This is a genomic window from Chloroflexus sp. (assembly GCF_034434295.1).
Lineage (GTDB): Bacteria > Chloroflexota > Chloroflexia > Chloroflexales > Chloroflexaceae > Chloroflexus.
In genome coordinates this window covers 18,386-36,740 of record NZ_DAOTZQ010000095.1, presented here as the reverse complement: position 1 = coordinate 36,740, position 18,355 = coordinate 18,386, and the positions used below count along the sequence as shown (strand labels likewise).

At 56.5% G+C, this 18,355-nt stretch carries 21 protein-coding genes; 20 read left to right on the top strand and 1 reads right to left on the bottom strand.

What is annotated here, in order from left to right:
- Window positions 1-250: 250 nt before the first annotated feature.
- Window positions 251-634, bottom strand: a complete 384-nt coding sequence (locus VAE57_RS13620; RefSeq protein WP_322822418.1) for a globin — start codon at window positions 632-634, stop codon at window positions 251-253.
- A 120-nt stretch (window positions 635-754) separates the two neighbouring features.
- On the opposite strand from VAE57_RS13620, the gene VAE57_RS13615 reads away from it, so the two are divergent.
- The 20 genes from VAE57_RS13615 (at window position 755) to VAE57_RS13520 (ending at window position 18,324) form a co-directional block, all read left to right on the top strand.
- Window positions 755-1,630: a hypothetical protein gene (locus VAE57_RS13615; RefSeq protein ID WP_322822417.1), complete on the top strand. Its 876-nt coding sequence runs from the start codon at window positions 755-757 to the stop codon at window positions 1,628-1,630.
- A gap of 441 nt (window positions 1,631-2,071) precedes the next feature.
- Window positions 2,072-3,271 carry an ArsA family ATPase gene (locus tag VAE57_RS13610; RefSeq protein WP_322822416.1) on the top strand — a complete coding sequence of 400 codons (1,200 nt, stop codon included), beginning with the start codon at window positions 2,072-2,074 and terminating at the stop codon, window positions 3,269-3,271.
- Between the two features lie 82 nt (window positions 3,272-3,353).
- On the top strand, window positions 3,354-3,596 hold the full coding sequence (locus VAE57_RS13605; RefSeq protein WP_012256036.1) for a bacteriochlorophyll c-binding family protein: 243 nt from the start codon (window positions 3,354-3,356) through the stop codon (window positions 3,594-3,596).
- A gap of 60 nt (window positions 3,597-3,656) precedes the next feature.
- Entirely contained in the window at window positions 3,657-4,745 is a 1,089-nt protein-coding gene (locus VAE57_RS13600) for a hypothetical protein (RefSeq protein WP_322822415.1), read from the top strand.
- Between the two features lie 42 nt (window positions 4,746-4,787).
- The gene (locus tag VAE57_RS13595) at window positions 4,788-6,137 is read left to right on the top strand and encodes a hypothetical protein (protein WP_322822414.1); all 1,350 of its coding nucleotides are present in this window, start codon (window positions 4,788-4,790) and stop codon (window positions 6,135-6,137) included.
- A 46-nt stretch (window positions 6,138-6,183) separates the two neighbouring features.
- The gene (locus tag VAE57_RS13590) at window positions 6,184-7,407 is read left to right on the top strand and encodes an ArsA family ATPase (RefSeq protein WP_322822413.1); all 1,224 of its coding nucleotides are present in this window, start codon (window positions 6,184-6,186) and stop codon (window positions 7,405-7,407) included.
- A gap of 71 nt (window positions 7,408-7,478) precedes the next feature.
- Window positions 7,479-8,582 carry an ArsA family ATPase gene (locus VAE57_RS13585; protein WP_322822412.1) on the top strand — a complete coding sequence of 368 codons (1,104 nt, stop codon included), beginning with the start codon at window positions 7,479-7,481 and terminating at the stop codon, window positions 8,580-8,582.
- 14 nt (window positions 8,583-8,596) lie between these two features.
- Complete coding sequence (locus VAE57_RS13580) at window positions 8,597-9,604, top strand: alpha/beta hydrolase (protein WP_322822411.1); 1,008 nt, start codon at window positions 8,597-8,599, stop codon at window positions 9,602-9,604.
- A 12-nt stretch (window positions 9,605-9,616) separates the two neighbouring features.
- Entirely contained in the window at window positions 9,617-10,498 is an 882-nt protein-coding gene (locus tag VAE57_RS13575; RefSeq protein ID WP_322822410.1) for a hypothetical protein, read from the top strand.
- Window positions 10,499-10,513: 15 nt separating this feature from the next.
- Window positions 10,514-11,233 carry a hypothetical protein gene (locus tag VAE57_RS13570; RefSeq protein WP_322822409.1) on the top strand — a complete coding sequence of 240 codons (720 nt, stop codon included), beginning with the start codon at window positions 10,514-10,516 and terminating at the stop codon, window positions 11,231-11,233.
- 3 nt (window positions 11,234-11,236) lie between these two features.
- Complete coding sequence (locus VAE57_RS13565; protein ID WP_322822408.1) at window positions 11,237-11,923, top strand: esterase/lipase family protein; 687 nt, start codon at window positions 11,237-11,239, stop codon at window positions 11,921-11,923.
- Window positions 11,924-11,931: 8 nt separating this feature from the next.
- The gene (locus tag VAE57_RS13560) at window positions 11,932-12,645 is read left to right on the top strand and encodes a lipase (protein ID WP_322822407.1); all 714 of its coding nucleotides are present in this window, start codon (window positions 11,932-11,934) and stop codon (window positions 12,643-12,645) included.
- Between the two features lie 33 nt (window positions 12,646-12,678).
- Complete coding sequence (locus tag VAE57_RS13555) at window positions 12,679-13,179, top strand: hypothetical protein (RefSeq protein ID WP_322822406.1); 501 nt, start codon at window positions 12,679-12,681, stop codon at window positions 13,177-13,179.
- Between the two features lie 30 nt (window positions 13,180-13,209).
- Complete coding sequence (bchU, locus tag VAE57_RS13550) at window positions 13,210-14,274, top strand: bacteriochlorophyllide d C-20 methyltransferase BchU (RefSeq protein WP_322822405.1); 1,065 nt, start codon at window positions 13,210-13,212, stop codon at window positions 14,272-14,274.
- Between the two features lie 58 nt (window positions 14,275-14,332).
- Complete coding sequence (gene bchG / locus VAE57_RS13545; RefSeq protein WP_322822404.1) at window positions 14,333-15,250, top strand: (bacterio)chlorophyll synthase; 918 nt, start codon at window positions 14,333-14,335, stop codon at window positions 15,248-15,250.
- A 22-nt stretch (window positions 15,251-15,272) separates the two neighbouring features.
- Complete coding sequence (locus tag VAE57_RS13540) at window positions 15,273-15,563, top strand: hypothetical protein (RefSeq protein ID WP_322822403.1); 291 nt, start codon at window positions 15,273-15,275, stop codon at window positions 15,561-15,563.
- Between the two features lie 38 nt (window positions 15,564-15,601).
- Complete coding sequence (locus tag VAE57_RS13535; RefSeq protein WP_322822402.1) at window positions 15,602-16,039, top strand: hypothetical protein; 438 nt, start codon at window positions 15,602-15,604, stop codon at window positions 16,037-16,039.
- Between the two features lie 194 nt (window positions 16,040-16,233).
- Window positions 16,234-17,403: an NAD(P)/FAD-dependent oxidoreductase gene (locus tag VAE57_RS13530; RefSeq protein WP_322822401.1), complete on the top strand. Its 1,170-nt coding sequence runs from the start codon at window positions 16,234-16,236 to the stop codon at window positions 17,401-17,403.
- Window positions 17,404-17,418: 15 nt separating this feature from the next.
- Window positions 17,419-17,874, top strand: coding sequence for an SRPBCC family protein (locus VAE57_RS13525; protein WP_322822400.1), 456 nt, complete (start codon window positions 17,419-17,421; stop codon window positions 17,872-17,874).
- Window positions 17,875-18,039: 165 nt separating this feature from the next.
- Window positions 18,040-18,324: a hypothetical protein gene (locus VAE57_RS13520; protein ID WP_322822399.1), complete on the top strand. Its 285-nt coding sequence runs from the start codon at window positions 18,040-18,042 to the stop codon at window positions 18,322-18,324.
- The last annotated feature ends 31 nt before the right edge of the window (window positions 18,325-18,355 follow it).

The window sequence follows — 18,355 nt, the reverse complement described above, 5'->3', positions numbered from 1 at the left end:
TGCTATGAAGTTATCTCGTTCATTGCCGACCGATTCCTTGATCGTGACGAGCACACCCGGCATCCGCGTGACCAGCCGGGTCGACGATGTGACACGTGCAGATCGTGAGCACGGCTGGCACGGCAGCATGGCTGCCGCACGCCAAACGACGCAACACGCGGAGATGAGCGATCAAGGCAACCAATTCAGCGCGTGATGGCACCGGAGATGGTTATTAGAGCGCGACAGTATAGCTTTTATGAAATAAGTTCTAGTCTTCCCCCAAACGATTCATCATTGCCTGTGCCGCATGGCGAAAATAGTTCTCCATCACCGAACGGGCCGGCTCCGGAACACTGGCTTCATTGAGCGCAGCCAGCATATGTTCCAGCCAGGCATCGCGCTCACGTGGCCCGATTGGAAATGGCGCATGCCGCATCCGTAACCGCGGATGTCCGCGGCGCTCGCTGTACGTGCGCGGACCGCCGAAATATTGCATCAAGAAGAGGCGCTGATGCTCTTTGCCCGGTTCGAGATCAGCCGGAAAGAGATGGCGCAAACGTGGGTCGGCTTCCACCCGCGCATAAAAAATATCGACGATCCGCCGAAAGGTTGCCTCACCGCCTATCTGCTCGTAGATCGTTGGCTCATCCATTATGTAAACCTCTCTATAGTGCGGTTGAACGTCATACACGATTGCATGCTACCATGAGAAGCCGATTCCATTCCGGTAGCACCGAGTTCACCTGAAGCCTGCGTGCAGAGAGATACCCGTATGAGCTATGAAACCCTGACGATCACATCACGCCGTTTACGTCTGACAGTGCTGGCAGCCGGAGGCCCTCGTATTCTCGCGTTGCACCTTGACAACGGCCCAAACCTGCTGGCCGAAACCCCAAACGCCCGCTGGGAGACGCCGTGGGGCGAGTTTGTGCTCCTCGGTGGGCATCGGCTCTGGCATGCGCCTGAAGCCTTTCCCCGCAGTTACTGGCCTGATCTCAATGGCCCTGCGGCAGAACAGATCGATCACGGCGTCACGCTGCGCAGCGCTGTTGATCCGGGATATATTGCGAAGAGCCTGACTGTAACCCTTGATCCTGAACAACCACGGTTACATCTGCAACACACTCTCACCAACCATGGGCTGTGGCCGGTGGAACTGGCGCCGTGGGCGATTACCCAACTGGCACCGGGAGGAAAAGCTATCTTACCATTACACAATGGCCAGCCCCCTGCTAATCCTTTGCTTCCTAATCGCCACATCGCCTTCTGGCCTTACACCCCTCTGCCCGATCCACGACTCGCCTTCTGCGATGACTTCATCCTGATCGATACCGCAATTGCCGGGCCACCGGCCAAGGTGGGGGCGCATAGCGCTGCTGGCTGGTTGGCCTATCTCCATCAGGAGACCCTCTTCATCAAACGGACGGTGTACCAGATTACTGCCCATTACCCAGACAACAACTGCAATCTTGAAATCTATTACGACCGCGGTTGTACCGAACTCGAAACACTGGCCCCGCTCTGCCGCCTCGATCCCGGTACCTCGGTGAGCCACGCTGAAATCTGGCAGGTCATCCCCTGGACGGACGACATAGATCAGTCCGATCTGTTTAAAACACTCGCTCAAAGAGCAGCAGAGATGGTATAATATAAGTACATGACACGTCAAAATTGCAACTGTGATGCAACAGACAAACCATCTCGACAGGGTGCCAATCGCGCTCTGTTTCGTATGCTCGTTGCAAATCATACTACGAACCCTATCGCGAGCGTGATCAGAGACGGGTTAGATTCCCGTTATTATATTGCAATAAACCGTCAAACTCTACTGCATTGACAAACGTCAAAACACGGCTTACACAGTATCAGAAAGGCATCAGACTGCAATACGAGCCTGATGCATATGAGAAAAATTTGTTGACACATGCGGATATTCGTGCTACTATTGCGGTACAGGCCAAAATCAGCGGGAGGAAGAAGGGTTTTGGCTTTTAAGCAAAAACTTCATGTCGTTTTCGATTGCAGACCTCATTAACACCGTTTTGTGGCGGTCGTTACTAGCCGAGCAGTAGCTCCTGGAAAGGCCCTGATGCGCACTCTAATCTTCACCGGCAAAGGCGGCGTTGGCAAGACAAGTGTCGCCGCAGCAACAGCTCTCCGGGCCGCCGATCGAGGCTTGAAGACGCTGGTCATGAGCACCGATCCGGCCCACTCGCTGGCTGACTCGCTCGATTTGGAAGGACCACTCGGCCCGGAACCGGTTCGGATTACCAAAAACCTCGATGCGCTGGAAGTGAGCATTTATCACGATATCGAGAGCAACTGGGGTATCGTGCGTGAGCACTTCGCGCAACTGATGGCCGAGCAGGGCGTACAGGGCATTCTGGCCGACGAAATGAGCGTCCTGCCAGGTATGGAAGAGGCTTTTCCGCTCATCCGCATCAAGAAACACAAAGAGCGTGGCGACTACGATCTCCTGGTTATCGACTGCGCACCAACGGGTGAAACGCTGCGTCTGCTCTCAGCTCCAGAGACGTTCAAATGGGCAATCAATATGCTGCGCGGTGCCGAGCGCTACGTCATCAGGCCGTTAATCCGGCCCATGAGCAAGATTACGCCCGGCCTCAACAAGATGGTTGCCCCACCCGAAGTCTATGATGCGGTTGATGAGATGTTCCGCCAGATGGAGGGGGTAACGGCAACGCTGGCCAACCCGCGGGAGACATCGATTCGCCTGGTGATGAACCCGGAAAAGATGGTGATCAAGGAGAGCCAGCGCGCCTTAACCTACCTGTCGATGTACGGTATGACCGTCGATATGGTGGTGGTGAACAAGATTTTGCCCCTCGATCAGGATAGCGGTTATCTGAACCACTGGCGCGATGTGCAACAGCGCTATCTCCAGGATGTTGAACATGCCTTCGTGCCGTTGCCTATCCGTCGGGTACCGTACTATCCCGAAGAAGTGGTGGGACTGGAGAAGCTACGCCAGATGGGAGATGACATCTACGGCGATATGGATCCAACTGCCGTGCTCTACGACCGGGCACCGCTGGATATTGCCAAAGTTGGTGATAAATCGTACCGGGTCAAGATCCGCCTGCCATTCGCTGATGTATCACAACTCGATCTGTATCAGAACGGCAACGAGCTGGTGATACAGATCGGAGACTTCCGGCGGGTCATTACGCTGCCGACCAGTCTGGCCGGTCTGGAGGCCGGTCAGGCCGAGATGGAGGGTGAATGGTTGATTGTACCCTTCATGGCACCGCAAATGGCGCAACGCTAAGGCAGCCTGCACTGTGGGGTTTCTCGGAGGCTTGCCTCCGGTGACCTGAATAAAGGAGTCCGTTTGATAAGGAGGTGTGTGCATGGCGACGAGAGGCTGGTTCTCGGAGTCGTCGGCGCAGGTGGCGCAAATCGGCGACATCATGTTCCAGGGCCACTGGCAATGGGTCTCGAATGCGCTACAGGCCACCGCGGCAGCGGTTGACAACATCAACCGCAATGCTTACCCGGGCGTGTCCCGGAGCGGCTCGGGCGAGGGAGCGTTCAGCAGCAGCCCGAGCAACGGCTTCCGTCCGAAGCGCATTCGCTCGCGCTTCAACCGCTAGGCTGGCGGGCAGGCGTGAGGCGTGCGTTCTGTCGCCTCACGCCGATCCCTCGGGAGCGTTATGATTAATCTGCTCTACTACAGTCATACCACCGTACCGGCTCATCTGGAAGAGATTACGCGACTAGATGTGCTCGATCCTGACGAGCAAGTGCTAGTCGCGATTGATGGCGTTTTGGTCGATCAGCAAGGACAGCGGCTGAGCGGCCCGACGCTGCACGATTATTGTCTGATCACCGATTTGCGGGTGATCCTGTGGGCACGAGATTATGGCCGGCATTTGTGTTATGCCTTTCCATTGCATGAGCTGACGTTGATTGATGGGCGCGGGATTGATCCGATCCACGGCGCAGTGACGATGGGCTTTAGTGCGCCAGATACCGATGATCAGATTTTTACGCTGACTCTGGTAGCACAGGCGTATGTGCCGGCCTTGATGGTATTGTTGCGAACGGCAGCCGAAACGGCAAGATCGGCACTTGCTGCCGGTATCGATGCCCGGCAAGCCGCCCCTGATGTGATGACAGCGCTTGGTGCTGCTATTTATGGTTCTGAAGATGCGTTGCGCATAGATGAAACTCCATACCGCTGGCCGGGAGGTGCTGCACGCACCCCGGCAGCGCCAAATGCACTCTTTGCGATTGATCCGGCTACCCTGCCGCCAAATCAAATCTTTACTGCTGGTCGCCTCGCTCGTTCGGCATGGGACACGCTGCGGCGAACGTTACGCGAGGCGGATTTGCCATTTGATTTAAGTCCGACCAGTATTCGTGAATTGACCGATGCTATTCGTGCTGTCAATGATTTAGTTCAGACTGTCGCAAATAATCCGGCAGCTCAACAGATTGCGCTGGCGTTCCTTAACCGGCAGATGGGGAATCAGCCGTCAACTGCACCTTCACCACCGGTTGAGCCACTAACGCCTGAAGCAACACAAGCACCGCCTCGTTACCATGAGATTCCGCTGCGCCGACGAACCACACCCCCGCGCGAACCGGCGACGACTCAGCCGGCTGCAACGGCTTCAGCACCATTGAACATCACGGATCGGCGCGAGATTCCGCTCCGCCGTCGGACAACCCCTCTCCACCGCACGTCGCTGGCAGCGTTGAGTGGATCGGGTGATGCCGATCAAGATCGAACGACATAAGTGTTGCAATCATCGGCGGTCGCAACCGCCCAAGGAGCAGGTATGAGACCATTTCTCGGAGTTAATGTGAGTATGGCCAGCGTCGAAGAGATGCAGCAACGCGGTTTGCTTGAAGAAGGCGAGACCCTGCTGGCACTGTTCGATGGCACGCTCCTCGACGAACAACGACGTCGCGTTGGTGGCCTCGCACTCGCCGATTTCGTTGCGCTGACCGACCGGCGGCTGATTCTGTGGGCGCGTGGTTTTTTTAATGATACTGTTGATGGCTTTCCGTGGAGTGATGTTGACGTGGTTCGCGCCGAGACCTGGGATCCGTGGCACGGGCGGGTAAGTCTGGCCCTGCGGATACCGGCAACGCCACCGCGCAAACGCCGGGTGGCCCTCGGCGAAGTCCAGGAAGCCGGTCAACCGGAGCGAGTCATTATCAATACACTCGATTATATGCCGGTTGAGGACGTGGATGTGCTGGCCAAAATGGTGGCCTGGGTCGGTGATCAGGTAATAGCCGGCATCACCGATGAAGAGCTAGTCAAGGCATTTGAAGCAGAATTTCCGGCAGTTGAGCGAAAGCCGCTACCTCCATTTTTCCTGGCTTCTGAACCAACACCACCACCGATGCCTGATCCAGCACCGCAACAACCAAAGAAGAAGCCGTGGTGGAAGTTTGGCGCGGCTGATAAGGAAGATGAAGCAACACCGGCCTCGCCGGGGAACCTGATTGCAGCTTACGAACGTCAGCGCAGTGGGAGTGGTATGTCGCCAGAGACACCACCGGCACCGGCACCGGTTGGCCCATTGCCGACCCTGCCCGAACAGCCAAATATGTACGAGGTGAGTCGTTCGCTGCGCCTGATGCTTGAAGTTCCGCGTGGTCTTGCCCGCGGGATGCGGCGAGCGAGTGAAATCCTGAGTGGCGCAACCGAGCTGCTCAATAACATGCAAGACCCACGGGTGCGGCGCAATGCGATGCGTGGTCTCTACTACGCTGCGGCGCAGCAAGAGGCTGAAGGTGGCCCACTGGCACCGGTCGGACCGGTTGTACGAGCGGCAGTGCGGTTTGCCGAACCTACCGAACAGCAATCGACCGCTGAATCAACTCAACGGCGGATCGCCGTGCGGGCAGCCGTCCGCCAATCATCGCCAGCCCCTGTATCAGAGCCAACGACAACCGCTCCAGCTGCCGCAGACAACCCGGCAACACCGGCGACCCAACCAGTACGACGGGCCATCAGTATCCGTCGGGCGGAGACGCTTGATAGTGGGCAGGATGGGTCGATGCCGGTACGACGAATTGTTGTTAATCGCACCGACCGTCCGGCAACGGTGAGTGGCAGTGGTACAGGCATCACGCCTGAGACACGTAACGGCCACAACGATAGCGATGCCGAATAAAGTAATGGGGTTGGGGTATCACAATACAGCAGGCACATGAGGAACTATGACGCGCGTCATTATCTACTCCGGGAAAGGCGGCACCGGTAAGACAACCCTCTCGGCGGCGACTGCGGTGATGCTGGCGCAGGCCGGTCGCCGGACATTGGTGCTGTCGAGTGATCCGGCGCACTCGCTGGCCGATGTCATGGGGATCGCGATTAGTCGTGATCGACCAACGCCACTGGCACCTCATCTATATGGCCTTGAGGTGGATACCATTTACGAGTGGCGGCAAAATCTGGGTGGCTTCCAACAATTCGTAACCGCCACCTATTCAGCGCGAGGGATCGAACGCTCGACGGCTGCTGAGCTGGCTAATCAACCCGGCCTTGATGAAATTCTGGCTCTGCAACGAGTCATGGACGAGGCCCAGAGTGGACGTTGGGACGCGATAGTGCTTGATACAGCACCTACCGGTAATACCCTGCGGCTCCTGGCGTATCCCGAAATGATTATCGGTGGTGAAGCTGGCAAACGCCTCTTCCGGGTGTATCGCGGAATAGCGAATGTTGCGCGTCCCTTCCGTCGCGATCTGCCCGACGACCGCTTTTTTGAAGAGGTTGGTAAACTGCTGGAGCGGATGGATCAACTGGCCAATTTTTTAGTCAGCTCGAATGTATCGGTACGGCTAGTATTGAATCCTGAACGATTACCCCTGCTCGAAACCCGACGGGCGTACACCTTCCTGAGCCTGTATGGCTTGCAATTAGATGCCGTGTTGGTTAATAAGATTTTGCCCCATCGCACCGATCTCGGCCCGTACTTCGACTACTGGGTAAATCTCCAGCAGCAGTACCTGGCCGAAATTGAAAGCAGTTTTGCCCCAACACCAATCTTCCGCACAGTGTTGCAGGGTGGTGAGCCGATTGGGGTTGAGGCGCTGCTACACGTGGGCCGGCTGACGTTTGGCGAGGTTGATCCAGGTGCATTGTTGTACGACGAACGCCCAATCTGGCTGGAGCAATGGAGTGATGACGGCGAGCCTGGTCAGTATGATCTCTGTCTGCGCCTGCCATTTCTTGATCCTGGTGAGGCAATTGAGGTAACTCACAGTGGCCCCGACTTGACGATTGTCGTTGGGCGCCTGGAGCGTACCATCGCTTTGCCGCGCGTTTTGTACGACTGCACCCTTGGTGATTATCGGTACGAAGATGGAGTGTTGCGCCTGGCCTTCTATGAGGCAAATGTTGTGCGCACCGCCAATAAGCAGCAAGTGGAAGCAGCCTGAGCGAATTGGTTTGCTCGGGGTCGTATGGTTGATTATGCCGGTTGCCTTGAGCACCGGTCGCGAGCACTCGCATGCGCACACTGATCTTTACTGCTCATCATCAGCTCCAACAGAGCGCGGCTGCGCTCACAACGGCCTGTCACGCCGCCCGTCGCGGCTATCGCACGCTGCTGGCGTCGAGTGGGCCAGGGCACCTGATTGGGCATCTGTTGCACCAGAGCCTCGGTGCCCGCCCACTCGAACTTGAACCGAATCTCGCGGCAATGGAAATGCATCCCCACGAGGAGGTCGCACGCCGTTGGGAGCAGGTGCGTCCCTCGCTTCGGAGTGGGTTGGTTGCCCGTTTGCGAGACCTCGGTCCCGATGAATTACCCGCTTTTCCCGGTATTGATGCGGTAGCAGCAATGCTGGTTGCCGAACGTGCCCGGCAGTCAGGTCGCTTCGATCTGCTGATCCTTGACGGCCCGGCACCCGATGCATTGATCCGGGCGCTGACACTGCCAGATGTGTTGCGATGGGCAGTCCGTCTCATCTTCGGCCTCGACCGGGGACCAGGAAAATCACGCGCTTCTCAGGAACAGGCGATGATCCCGGCGGCTATTCTGGCCCCAAGTGCCACAGCCCCCCTGCAGGAATTACGTATTGAGCTGGAGACTCAACGGGCACGGCTGGAAACCGAAAGCGGTGCACGGGTGCGCATGGTTGTCCTGCCACCAGAGTTGCGCCTGCCGCCACTACGTTCGGCTTTGACCGCCTTTGGCCTCTATGGTATGACCAGTGATGAAGTCATTGTGAATGGATCGCCTGACCAGGTTGATGACGAGAGCCGTCACGACTTTAGTCATGAAACCAGCCGGGCCAGGCCATTGCTGCGGATCGGAGAGCTTGATCTGACTCCAACTGATCGGGATGCATGGGCATTGCGCGGAGCAGCACTCTACCGCGATGGCGACATCTTTACGACTGAGCCACCGCGTCCACAAAGCAGCGAGCGAGACATACGCCTCCTGATTCCATTCCTCGATCCCAAAGCGCTTGACATTGCTGTGGCCAGCGAAGAAGTCGTTGTCCAGCTCGGACAGATGCGTCGCCATGTACTCCTGCCTGGTCTGGTGGATGGTGGGCGGTTACGGGCCAGAGTTGAAGGGGAACAGCTTCGGTTGTGGGTAGAATAGCGAAGGGGGCGCGTATGTCAGTCCTTGCCCAACCTGTTCCGTTTGAGCGACCGCCGGCACGACCGGTTGATGCATCGCCAACGGCAAAGTATGTCGCTTACGCGAATGAAGTGGCAACTCGCCTTGCCGGTCGCCTGAGTGGACGCGAACGGCGACGACTGGAAGGCGAACGAGCGCTCCTGGCCCGTGCCCGATTTATTGAGTTGAACGGTGTTGTGCATCACTACCAGGATGTTGGTCCACCTGATGGTCAGCCACTCGTGCTGATCCACGGTTGGGACTGTTCGTCGTTTTGGTGGCACCACGTGGTTGATCCGCTGGCTCAGGCCGGCTATCGCGTGATCAGCTACGACTTAAAGGGACATGGCTTCTCGGATACTGATCCACGCCAGAATTACACGGTGGCCGGCTTTAGCGCCGATCTCCAGGCGTTAATCCGTACCCTCGATCTCGGCCCAGTGCATCTGGCCGCTTTTTCGCTCGGTGCGTTCGTCGGATTACACGTCGCCGCACATCACCCGAATATGGTACGCTCGCTCATCTTCTTCAACTTCAGCCTGCTACCGTACAACAAACTGGCATCAGCGTTTGTCCCGCGTCTGCTCGATGTCGTGTTTAATCGAGTGCTACGGCCAATCGAACGACGAAACCTGTGGTGGCTCCCGTTCATCTACGCACGACTTGTCATGGCGCAACATACACCGTCAATTAGCGATATTCGACTTGGCACACTGGGGTTACGCTACTGTGATCCGGCAGCAGTCCGGGTATCGGCAACCGAATTGTCGCGCCCGGAAATCCTCAACGCAGTAGCCGAACAGGCACGGATGATCCGCCAGCCATTGTTGCTGGTAGCCGGTGCAAATGATCCCATTATGCGTCCGGCTGATGGCCGCAAACTGGTTGCCCTGACTCCAAACGGCTCATTCCTGGAAGTTCCAAAATGTGGTCATTTGATTTTATTTGAGTTGCCCGAACAGGTTATTCAGATTATGCGCCTCTTTTTGAAAAGTGTTCGCTAGGGAGGGTCGTCTATGCAATTGTTGCTTCGTTCCGGCGGTCAGCAATTGATCATTGACATGGAACGTGCCGATGACCGTCCGCTGACGGTGGGTCAGTATACATACCGTCCACGCCGCCTGGCCGGCAAGGTGCGGCGGCTGGCGACCAAAATGTGGCCTGATATGCCGCCGACAGTGCTCGCCGAACGGCTCACCTTCGAGGCCATGGATACCGTTCGCGACACTGCCTGGAGCGATAGCGGGAGTTTTTCACCACGTTCCGGTTCAGTAGTGCTGCTGGGGCGCTGGGACGAAGATGGGAGTGTTGGTATTGCACTCCACGAACTGGCCCACGAGATGCATCTGTACCACGGGGGATACGACGATAGTGATGGTGTGGTACGTGAAGCCGTGGCAATGCTGGCCGAGCGCGAAGCCGGTCTACGTCGCACCTTTGAACGCGAACCGTACCACTCAGCATGTCAGTTAATCGAGCAGTTGGAGTCATTGTCGGCTTTTAATCGCCTCTCGTTTCCCAAGCGTTGGGCAGAGGTGATCAGCGTAACCTCAGTAGTTGGATTAGCCGATCTGGTGAACTATTACCTTGATCGGAGTGAACGACTGGGGCTTGCCCGCTGGCTGGATCGGTTAACCAAAAATATTGACGTGCGCGATCAACTACTGGCCCGGTTAGCAACCACATCATTACGCTACAGCCTGGCACTACGCCGGGTATTGATTAAAAAACTCGTGCGCTGCAAGCCAGAAACACCGGTTGAACAACTACTCTACGTGCTCGACTCAATTGCGACACTTGATCGTCGCTATCCCAACGATGATCTGGAACAGATTATCAACTTCTGCTTTGCACCGTATGTGCCGCAACGTCGCCGTCTCTTTGCCTTTGGCTCGTGATAGAGAGGAGCGGGTATGAATCGCTTCAATGAGGACAATGACACCGTTCGCTGGCTACCCGGATTTGTCCGCCGATGGTTCGGTCTGACCGATGAAACATCACAGCGCCGGGAAGCCGCCGGCCCCGGCTGGATGCCCGGCTGGCTCCAGCGCTTTTTCGGGCTGACCTACGAAGAACCGGTACGTTACTCCGATGAAGGGACACCGTCGGTGTCATCACGCACGGCCTACACACCACCGCCACGCTCATACACACCCGGTACTCCCTCGTTTACGCCGACACCACGCGGGTTTGCGCCGGCGAGTTATCGACCGGCAAGCGATGGCGAGGGTGCGCCTTCGACACCGATCCAACGCAGCCTGGCCGGTGATGAATTACCAACGGATATTCAGCCCATCGGCTATCTCTTACGATCGTATACCCGTGGTGCTCTCCCACCACAAGGACTGGAAGCTTTCACCCGTGAAGTGCGTACCACCACCGAAAAGGTCTTCAACTTCTACGGCCACTGGCTGCGCTTCCAGACCGAGGAACTGTTCCGTATCGGTGGCGATCTGTGTAACGCCGTCATCAACGCCTTGCCTGGCGAACCGTCCAAACCACAGAATCAGACGATTCGGCGGATCAAGGTCGTGGCCGATAACGGCAACGGTAACAGCAACGCCACATCGACTGCACAAACCAGTTCAACCGAGGCCACGACTGAACCAGAGCGTTCTGAGGATAAAGAGTAAGCTATGATTCGTCCGGTGGTGATCATGGGCGGGTGGCTATCGTCACCCGCCGATTACTTCGGAATGGCGCACATCCTGGCTGCGCCGCCGTACAATCGTATCGTCTACGTCGTCAATTTTAGCCGGCTTGACTGGCTGGCACTGCGCGACCCCAACTTTGGCCCGGCGCTTGATGCCCTGGCAGCAACGGTGCAGATTGCATTACGCGAAACCGGCGCCGATACAATTGACTTAATCGGACACAGCGCCGGTGGCCGGATTGCCCGTGCGTATCTGGCCGATGAGCCATACCAGGGTGTGCGTTATGCCGGGCACAAGGTGGTAGCAAGTTTGACAACGTTAGGGACTGCCCACGCCACCTCAGAGGTATGGGTGAAGCAATTTGCCGACTGGCTCGAAGCCCGTTATCCGGGTGCGGCATTTCCCCATATCAGGTATCGGGCTGTTGCGGGGCGTAGCGTGCGTGGGCGACGCTTTGGCTCACCGGAGGAGATGATTGCCTATCGTTCCTATGAAGTATCGTTCGGCAACGGCAATCTCATCGGCGACGGTATCGTACCAACTGCGGCTTGCTACCTGGCCGGCGCCGATAACCTGATCCTGGAAGGTGCCCGTCACGCACCGTACAATGCACCGGCAACCTGGTACGGCGCACGTGATGTGGTACCACTCTGGTTTGATGCCGGGTGAGGGTAAGTATGACTCGTCCATTGGTCATCATCGGTGGTTATCTGACCAGTCCGAACGACTTTAGTGCGCTGGCCCAGGCGCTAGCACGGCCCCCATTTGATTTTCGGGTCTTCGTGACCCCCATCGGACGCCTGCGCTGGGCCTTGACCCGCGACTGGGATTTTCGCCCGGTATTGCGGATTGTCCGTGAGACGGTCGCCCAGGCTCTGCGCGAAACGGGTGCCGCGACCGTCACGATTCTGGCGCATAGCGTTGGTGGAACCGTAGCCCGCATGTATCTTGGCGACCAGCCTTATAAAGGTGAGATTTATGGCGGACATCGCTTCGTCGATCACCTGATCATGCTCGGTACACCACACCACAGTCAGGAATTCTGGACTCGACAAACTGTTGGCTTCACCAATCGCAGTTATCCAGGTGCATATTACCGTCACATTCGCTACACCTCGATCATTGGGCGAAGCATTCAGGCCAATCGCAAAGGACGCTGGATTGAACGGATGGCCTACAACAGTTATGTCATGATCGATGGGCCTGCCGGCGCTCAAGCGTGGGGAGATGGCATTACAACGCTCCGTTGTGCAGCGTTGGCTGGAGCTGAATATCTGGTCGTACCCGGCCTTCATCATTCACCCATCCACGGCCGTCCCTGGTACGGCGACCCGGATGGGTTGCGAGAGTGGCAACGCGTGTTGATGAGATCATCACCACTTGTTGTTTGAAATGTCGCCGATTTGTACTATAATACAAATTACATGAACTCAACGCACTTTGACCGAATTATTCTGTACGTCATGGCCGCTGTGTCGGGGGTGTCGCTCGCATGTTATACCGCAGTGCTCTATCTCTGCCGGCAGGAGGCTCGTGGATCGCAACCAACACGAGCAACGCTGCGCACCCGTCTTGCCAATCTGGCGCATGCGCTCGATTGGTTGATGAACCTGCTGATTGCACTGGTTGGCATTGGGCGACTCTTTCGCGAAGAGCAATTTGGCGGACAACACCAGCCGCGCTGGTTGAAGGTCTATTTTATGATCACCGGCCCTCTACCAACTATCGGTATGGTCGGCGCGATGATCACCGGCCATCGCTGGGAACAAACGATGCACCATCATCCGCATCAGCAGCGGTTACATCGCATCTTTGCCTGGGTCGGCTATTTCAGTTGGTGGCTCAGCTTTATTCCGATCTTCTTCCAGCCCTGGCTCAACCGAATGGCTGCCAGGACCAATGACTCGACTTCAGTTCTTTCATAGTGGCACACATCTGTGCACGAGGGGGAATGCATGACGACGGTACCATCAGTGGATGCGACAAAAACGAACGGAACAGAACTGACCCAGCACGATCTGTTTGCGGCGACCAACCGCGCCTACGATATGGTGTTTAAAGGCACGGTTGACTTCTTCGTGATTAAAGCCGCCAAAGATTTGGGTTTGTTTGATCTGCTGGCATCTGCCCCGCGCACCCTGGCCGATTTAGCAACTCTTACCGAGACGGTACCTCCGCGTCTCGAGAAGTTTCTGATTACCATGGAACAGATTGGTCTGGTAACGCGGCAGGGTGACGTCTGGCAGTTGACACCGTTTGCCAATCAATTCTTCGCCGATCCCGAACGCCATCGCAATATGACGATGGTACCTTTCGTCGATTACATTGCCGACTTGATCGAACATTACTATTTGCGCCTTGCCGATGTCGTGCGCGGGAAGGTCGATTTTACCAGCATCGTGCCACACCCACCCCGTACCCGGGAAGATAGTCTGTTCTACGAAACCCTACACCGCTCGAATATTCAACTGTTCACTGAATTGTTGATCAAACGCGCCCGGCTTGCCGATGTGCAGACCTTAATCGATGTTGGCGGCGGCATTGGCGATATTGCGGCTGCACTTTGCCAGGCATTCCCCCAACTCAAGGTAACGCTGATCAATCTGCCCAGCGCCCTTGATCTGGTACGTGAAAATGTGGCAGCTAAAGGGCTGGCCGACCGCATAACGCCCGTCGCTATTGATATGTACCGCGAGCCATACCCACCTGGCGACGCCGTCCTCTTCTCGCGCATTCTCTACCCGATGAATGCGCAGTTCTGCACGATGTTGCTCAGGAAGGCTTACGATGCCCTGCCCAGCGGCGGACGAATTCTGATTCTGGATATGGTGATCAGTGATCCGAACCATCCCAACTACGACTACCTCACCCACTACCTGTGCGCGATTGGGATGGGCTTCTCGGTACTGGAATTCAAAGATCACGCCATATATCCAGATTTGTTGCGCCAGGTTGGATTTACCGATGTCACTCTCGATGAAGGGTACGAACACGTATTGTATCAGGCGGTCAAGCCGTAACGCGGAGTCGTGGTTTTGTGACCGGTGCAGATTCTGCCCGGCAATGCGGTAAGCAATTATGATTTCGACTGAACAACGTGTCTCGCTCAGCCGAAAAATCCGGGCACATATTGAACTTGCCGATCCGGTGACATGGATCTCGCCAGTGCTGGTCTGCTTTTGTGGCGCCCTGGCATCAGGCTACGAGCGAGGTTTTGATTGGACGCGACCCGATCACTGGTGGCTCATGCTACTAGGGGCATTAATGACCGGCCCGTTGGGTACCGGCTTCAGCCAGAGTATCAACGACTACTTTGATCGCGATCTCGACGCGATCAACGATCCGCAACGGCCCATTCCTGCCGGCATTGTCTCGTTGAATGAAGCCCGCTGGAACTGGATCGTACTCGGCGCAGCCACCCTTCTCGTCTCACTGGTCTTCGGCAATCCACTCATCGTCCTGTTTGCTGTGGTCGGGATCGTGTTGTCAGTGATCTACAGCATGCCACCAATCAAGCTCAAGAAGCACTTCTGGCTTGGGCCACCGGCGGTGGGGCTGGGCTATGTCAGCATGAGCTGGATGGCCGGACATCTGATCTTTGCCCCGCTAACCTGGCAGAGCGTGGTGGTAGCGTTGATCAATGGCGGTCTGGCAGCCGGCTTGCTCTTCCTCAACGATATCAAGAGCGTTGAGGGCGACCGGAAGCTGGGTTTGCAGTCGCTCACGGTAGCGATCGGGGTGAAACGCACCCTGATCGTTGCCTACGTCACCATTAACAGCTTCGAGGCAATGTTGATGATTCTGGCGCTAATTTGGGGACAGTATTGGGTAGCGGCATTTATGTTTCTGGCCCTGGTCGCACCGATCTATAATCAGATCAAACTCTACCAGGAACCAACCCAACAAAACTACGTGCGCTATCTGCTGGCCTCAAATCCATTCGTCGCGTTGATTCAAATTATTTCGGGTTTTCTCGTAGGCGGCTATTTTGGCTGACCGTATTTGAGGAGGTGCAACGATGACAGAGACTGAAGGCGAGGTGCGGGTACGCAGCGTACCGGTGCGACGCAACGATAGCTTCGTTGAGTCGGCGATGGAATTCGGCGGTGGTATTGTTCGGCTCGGTTTTTCGGTATTTACCCTTCCCCTGGCCCTGCTGCCGCCAGAGTCGCGCCAGCACATGCGTAACGCCACCAAAGAGTTGATGTACGCCTTTGCTTCATTACCACGCGATTTCGCCGAGATCGCGGGTAAGAGCATCGAGAAATGGGCGGCTGAGGGTGAAGAGCCAAAAGAAGAGGCGAAGTAGGGCCATTTGCTCTCTTCAGAGCAGAGGAGGACTGTAGTATGAGCAATGAGACGACAAACGAGCGCGATGGGCTGTTTGAGATGGCTGCCGGCTTTGTCGGTGGTGCTACACGGATTGGATTGACGGTAGCATCCGTACCGCTGGTCTTGCTGCCGCGCAACTCGCGCCGCCGGGTACGGCGAGCAATGGCTGAAGTGGCAATGGCCGTTGTAGCTTTTCCCAAAGAGCTGGCCAATGTCTCTGAACGAGTGGTCGACGACATCTTTGCCGCCGATCCACCCCAGATCAACCTGCCCAGCCCGCAGCGTGTCGGCGAACAGGTGCGTTCGTTTACCGAGCGCCTGGCCCGTGCGGCAGAAGAGTTGGGCACCAGCTTTAGCCGGGCTGCCGATCGTGCCGCTGATGCCGTCGAACAGGGTGCGGCTAAGGTTGATGAGTGGGTCGAAACACCACCCAAGACACCACCAGCGCCGTGATCGTTTATCGCTTGCTGAGTGACGCAGAGGTGTAGGATGGGCAATTGAACATCCTGGCCTCTGCGTTTGCCACTCTGAGAGAAATGTCGCTCTGTTACAAGGTTGACCGGCAACCAGACCGTGGTATGCTGTAAAGAGAGGGATACGATGACTATGCCTCTGCAATCGCGATTGTTCCACGGAGCATTGTCACTATGCGGATCGTAATTCTCGGTGCCGGTTACGCCGGTTTACGGACTGCGCTTGATCTGGCCCGTCTACGTCGGGCATACGGGCTGGAAATAACTATTCAGGTCGTCGATCAGAATCCGTATCATCAGTTGGTACAGTTGCTCCATCTCACGGCAACTGCCGGTATTACCGACCAGAAGTCAATTTATCAGTTGGACACCATCTTCCGGGGGCGCGAAGTCGAGCGGATCGAAGGTCGCGTCGAGGCTATTCATCCGCTTGAGCGGCGAGTCGTGCTCAACACCGGTCAAACGCTGGAATACGACCGGCTGGTCCTCGCTTTGGGGAGTGAAACCGCCTTTCAGGTACCCGGTGCTCGTGAATATACGCTCCCCCTGCGCACCTTTTCTGATGCGCTTAAGCTGCGCAAGCACCTGATTGAACAGTTCACCCGTGCCGCATCGCTCAGCGATCCCACTGAATTGCGGATCACGATGACAACCGCGATTGTCGGCGGTGGTTATACCGGTTGTGAGCTGGCCGGTGAACTGGCGGCCTGGGCCGATGATCTTTGTCGTCAGACAGGCGCTCCTCGCAAAGAGGTACGGATCGCTCTGATCGAGCGTGAAGACCATCTACTGCCCCATCTCGGTGTCTGGGCAAGCAACGAGGCTGTACGCCGCCTGGAACGCCTCGGTGTTAACATCTTCTTGCAGACACCGGTTGTGCAGGTCGAACCGCAACGTCTGCGCTTCGCCGATGGTCGACTCTTGCGGGCCGGCACAATTGTATGGGGGGCAGGTGTACGCGCACCGGCCTTGCTCGCCGACGCAGGCTTTCCTACCGACCGCCTCGGACGGGTGCTGGTTGATCGCTATCTGCGTGTACAGGGCCATACCACTATCTTCGCAATTGGTGATTGTGCGGCAGTGCCAGACGGACGGGGTGGCACCCTACCACCAACGGCGTCGTATGCTATGCGCCAGGGTGAACATCTGGCTGAGGTATTGGCTGCCGAAGCCCGCGGAGAAGCACCTCGTGCCTACGAGCCGGTTGAACTCGGCGAGGTGGTATCACTCGGCCCAAATGATGCTGTTGGCAACCCCCTGGGCGTGCCGATTACCGGTTATCCGGCGCTCATGCTGAAACGAGGCATCGAAGAGTATTACCGCGCAACGATTGAGAGTGCTTAGTCACAGGAGAGACGTATGATTGTCCAGGAACAGTTTGTCTCAATTAAAGCGCCACCCGCTACCGTCGAGCGCTACCTGACCGATCCCCAACTGATGATGGAGTGGCGCTCACCGCTAGTCGTGCTCGACCCAATTGAAGGCGAATTGATGACGCTGGGAAGCAAGCACAACCTGCGCTTAAAATCACTGGCGCTGGCCGGCTCGACCTACACCGTTACTGAACGCGATAGTAACCATATCCTGCTCACCATCGATGGTCTTTGGCGTGGGCAAGAACTCTGGCGCTGGTTTGCCGATGGCGACCGCACGATTGTGCAAAATCGGGTTGAGTATGAAGTGCCCGATCCGAGTCTGCGCGTCTTTGTTGTCGGTCTTGGTCAAATCTTTGCTTCACTAGACATGCGGATTCAGCTCGACCGTCTACGCATGCTGATTGAGGGGAGAGGACAGCCCGCAGCACAGGCCCGGTAGACTGTATGGGGCGACTGACCGTTGCCCCTTTTTGATTGGACACGTTTGACATAAAAGCACAGAAATTGCACAAAAAGTGCATAGTTTCACCTACTACCATCCGCCGGGCGCTTGTGCTAGCATAGACGTACAGGTTTGGCAGTTCCCCACAAACGAGGTACACCTATGGCGCGACAGCAACGGTTCAGTCCGCGGGATGAAGTCTACTTGACCAGCACCAGCTTTGAAGTGTACATGGCTGCCGGTGGCGTATTTATTGGTCTGTTCGGCCTGCTGTTTGCGATCAGTATCAAAATCAGCTTTGCGTGGTTGGTGTGGCCAGCACTCTTCGTATCAATCCTGGCCGGTTACATCACCCTAAATCGTCTGGAGAAGCGTGAGCGCAAGCGCAAACTGGCCGAGCTGGAAGCTGAGTACGCCGCGAAAGAACAGATGGCAAAGGGTGATTAAAGCGTCATTTGTCTGCATTCTGTCATCTTGC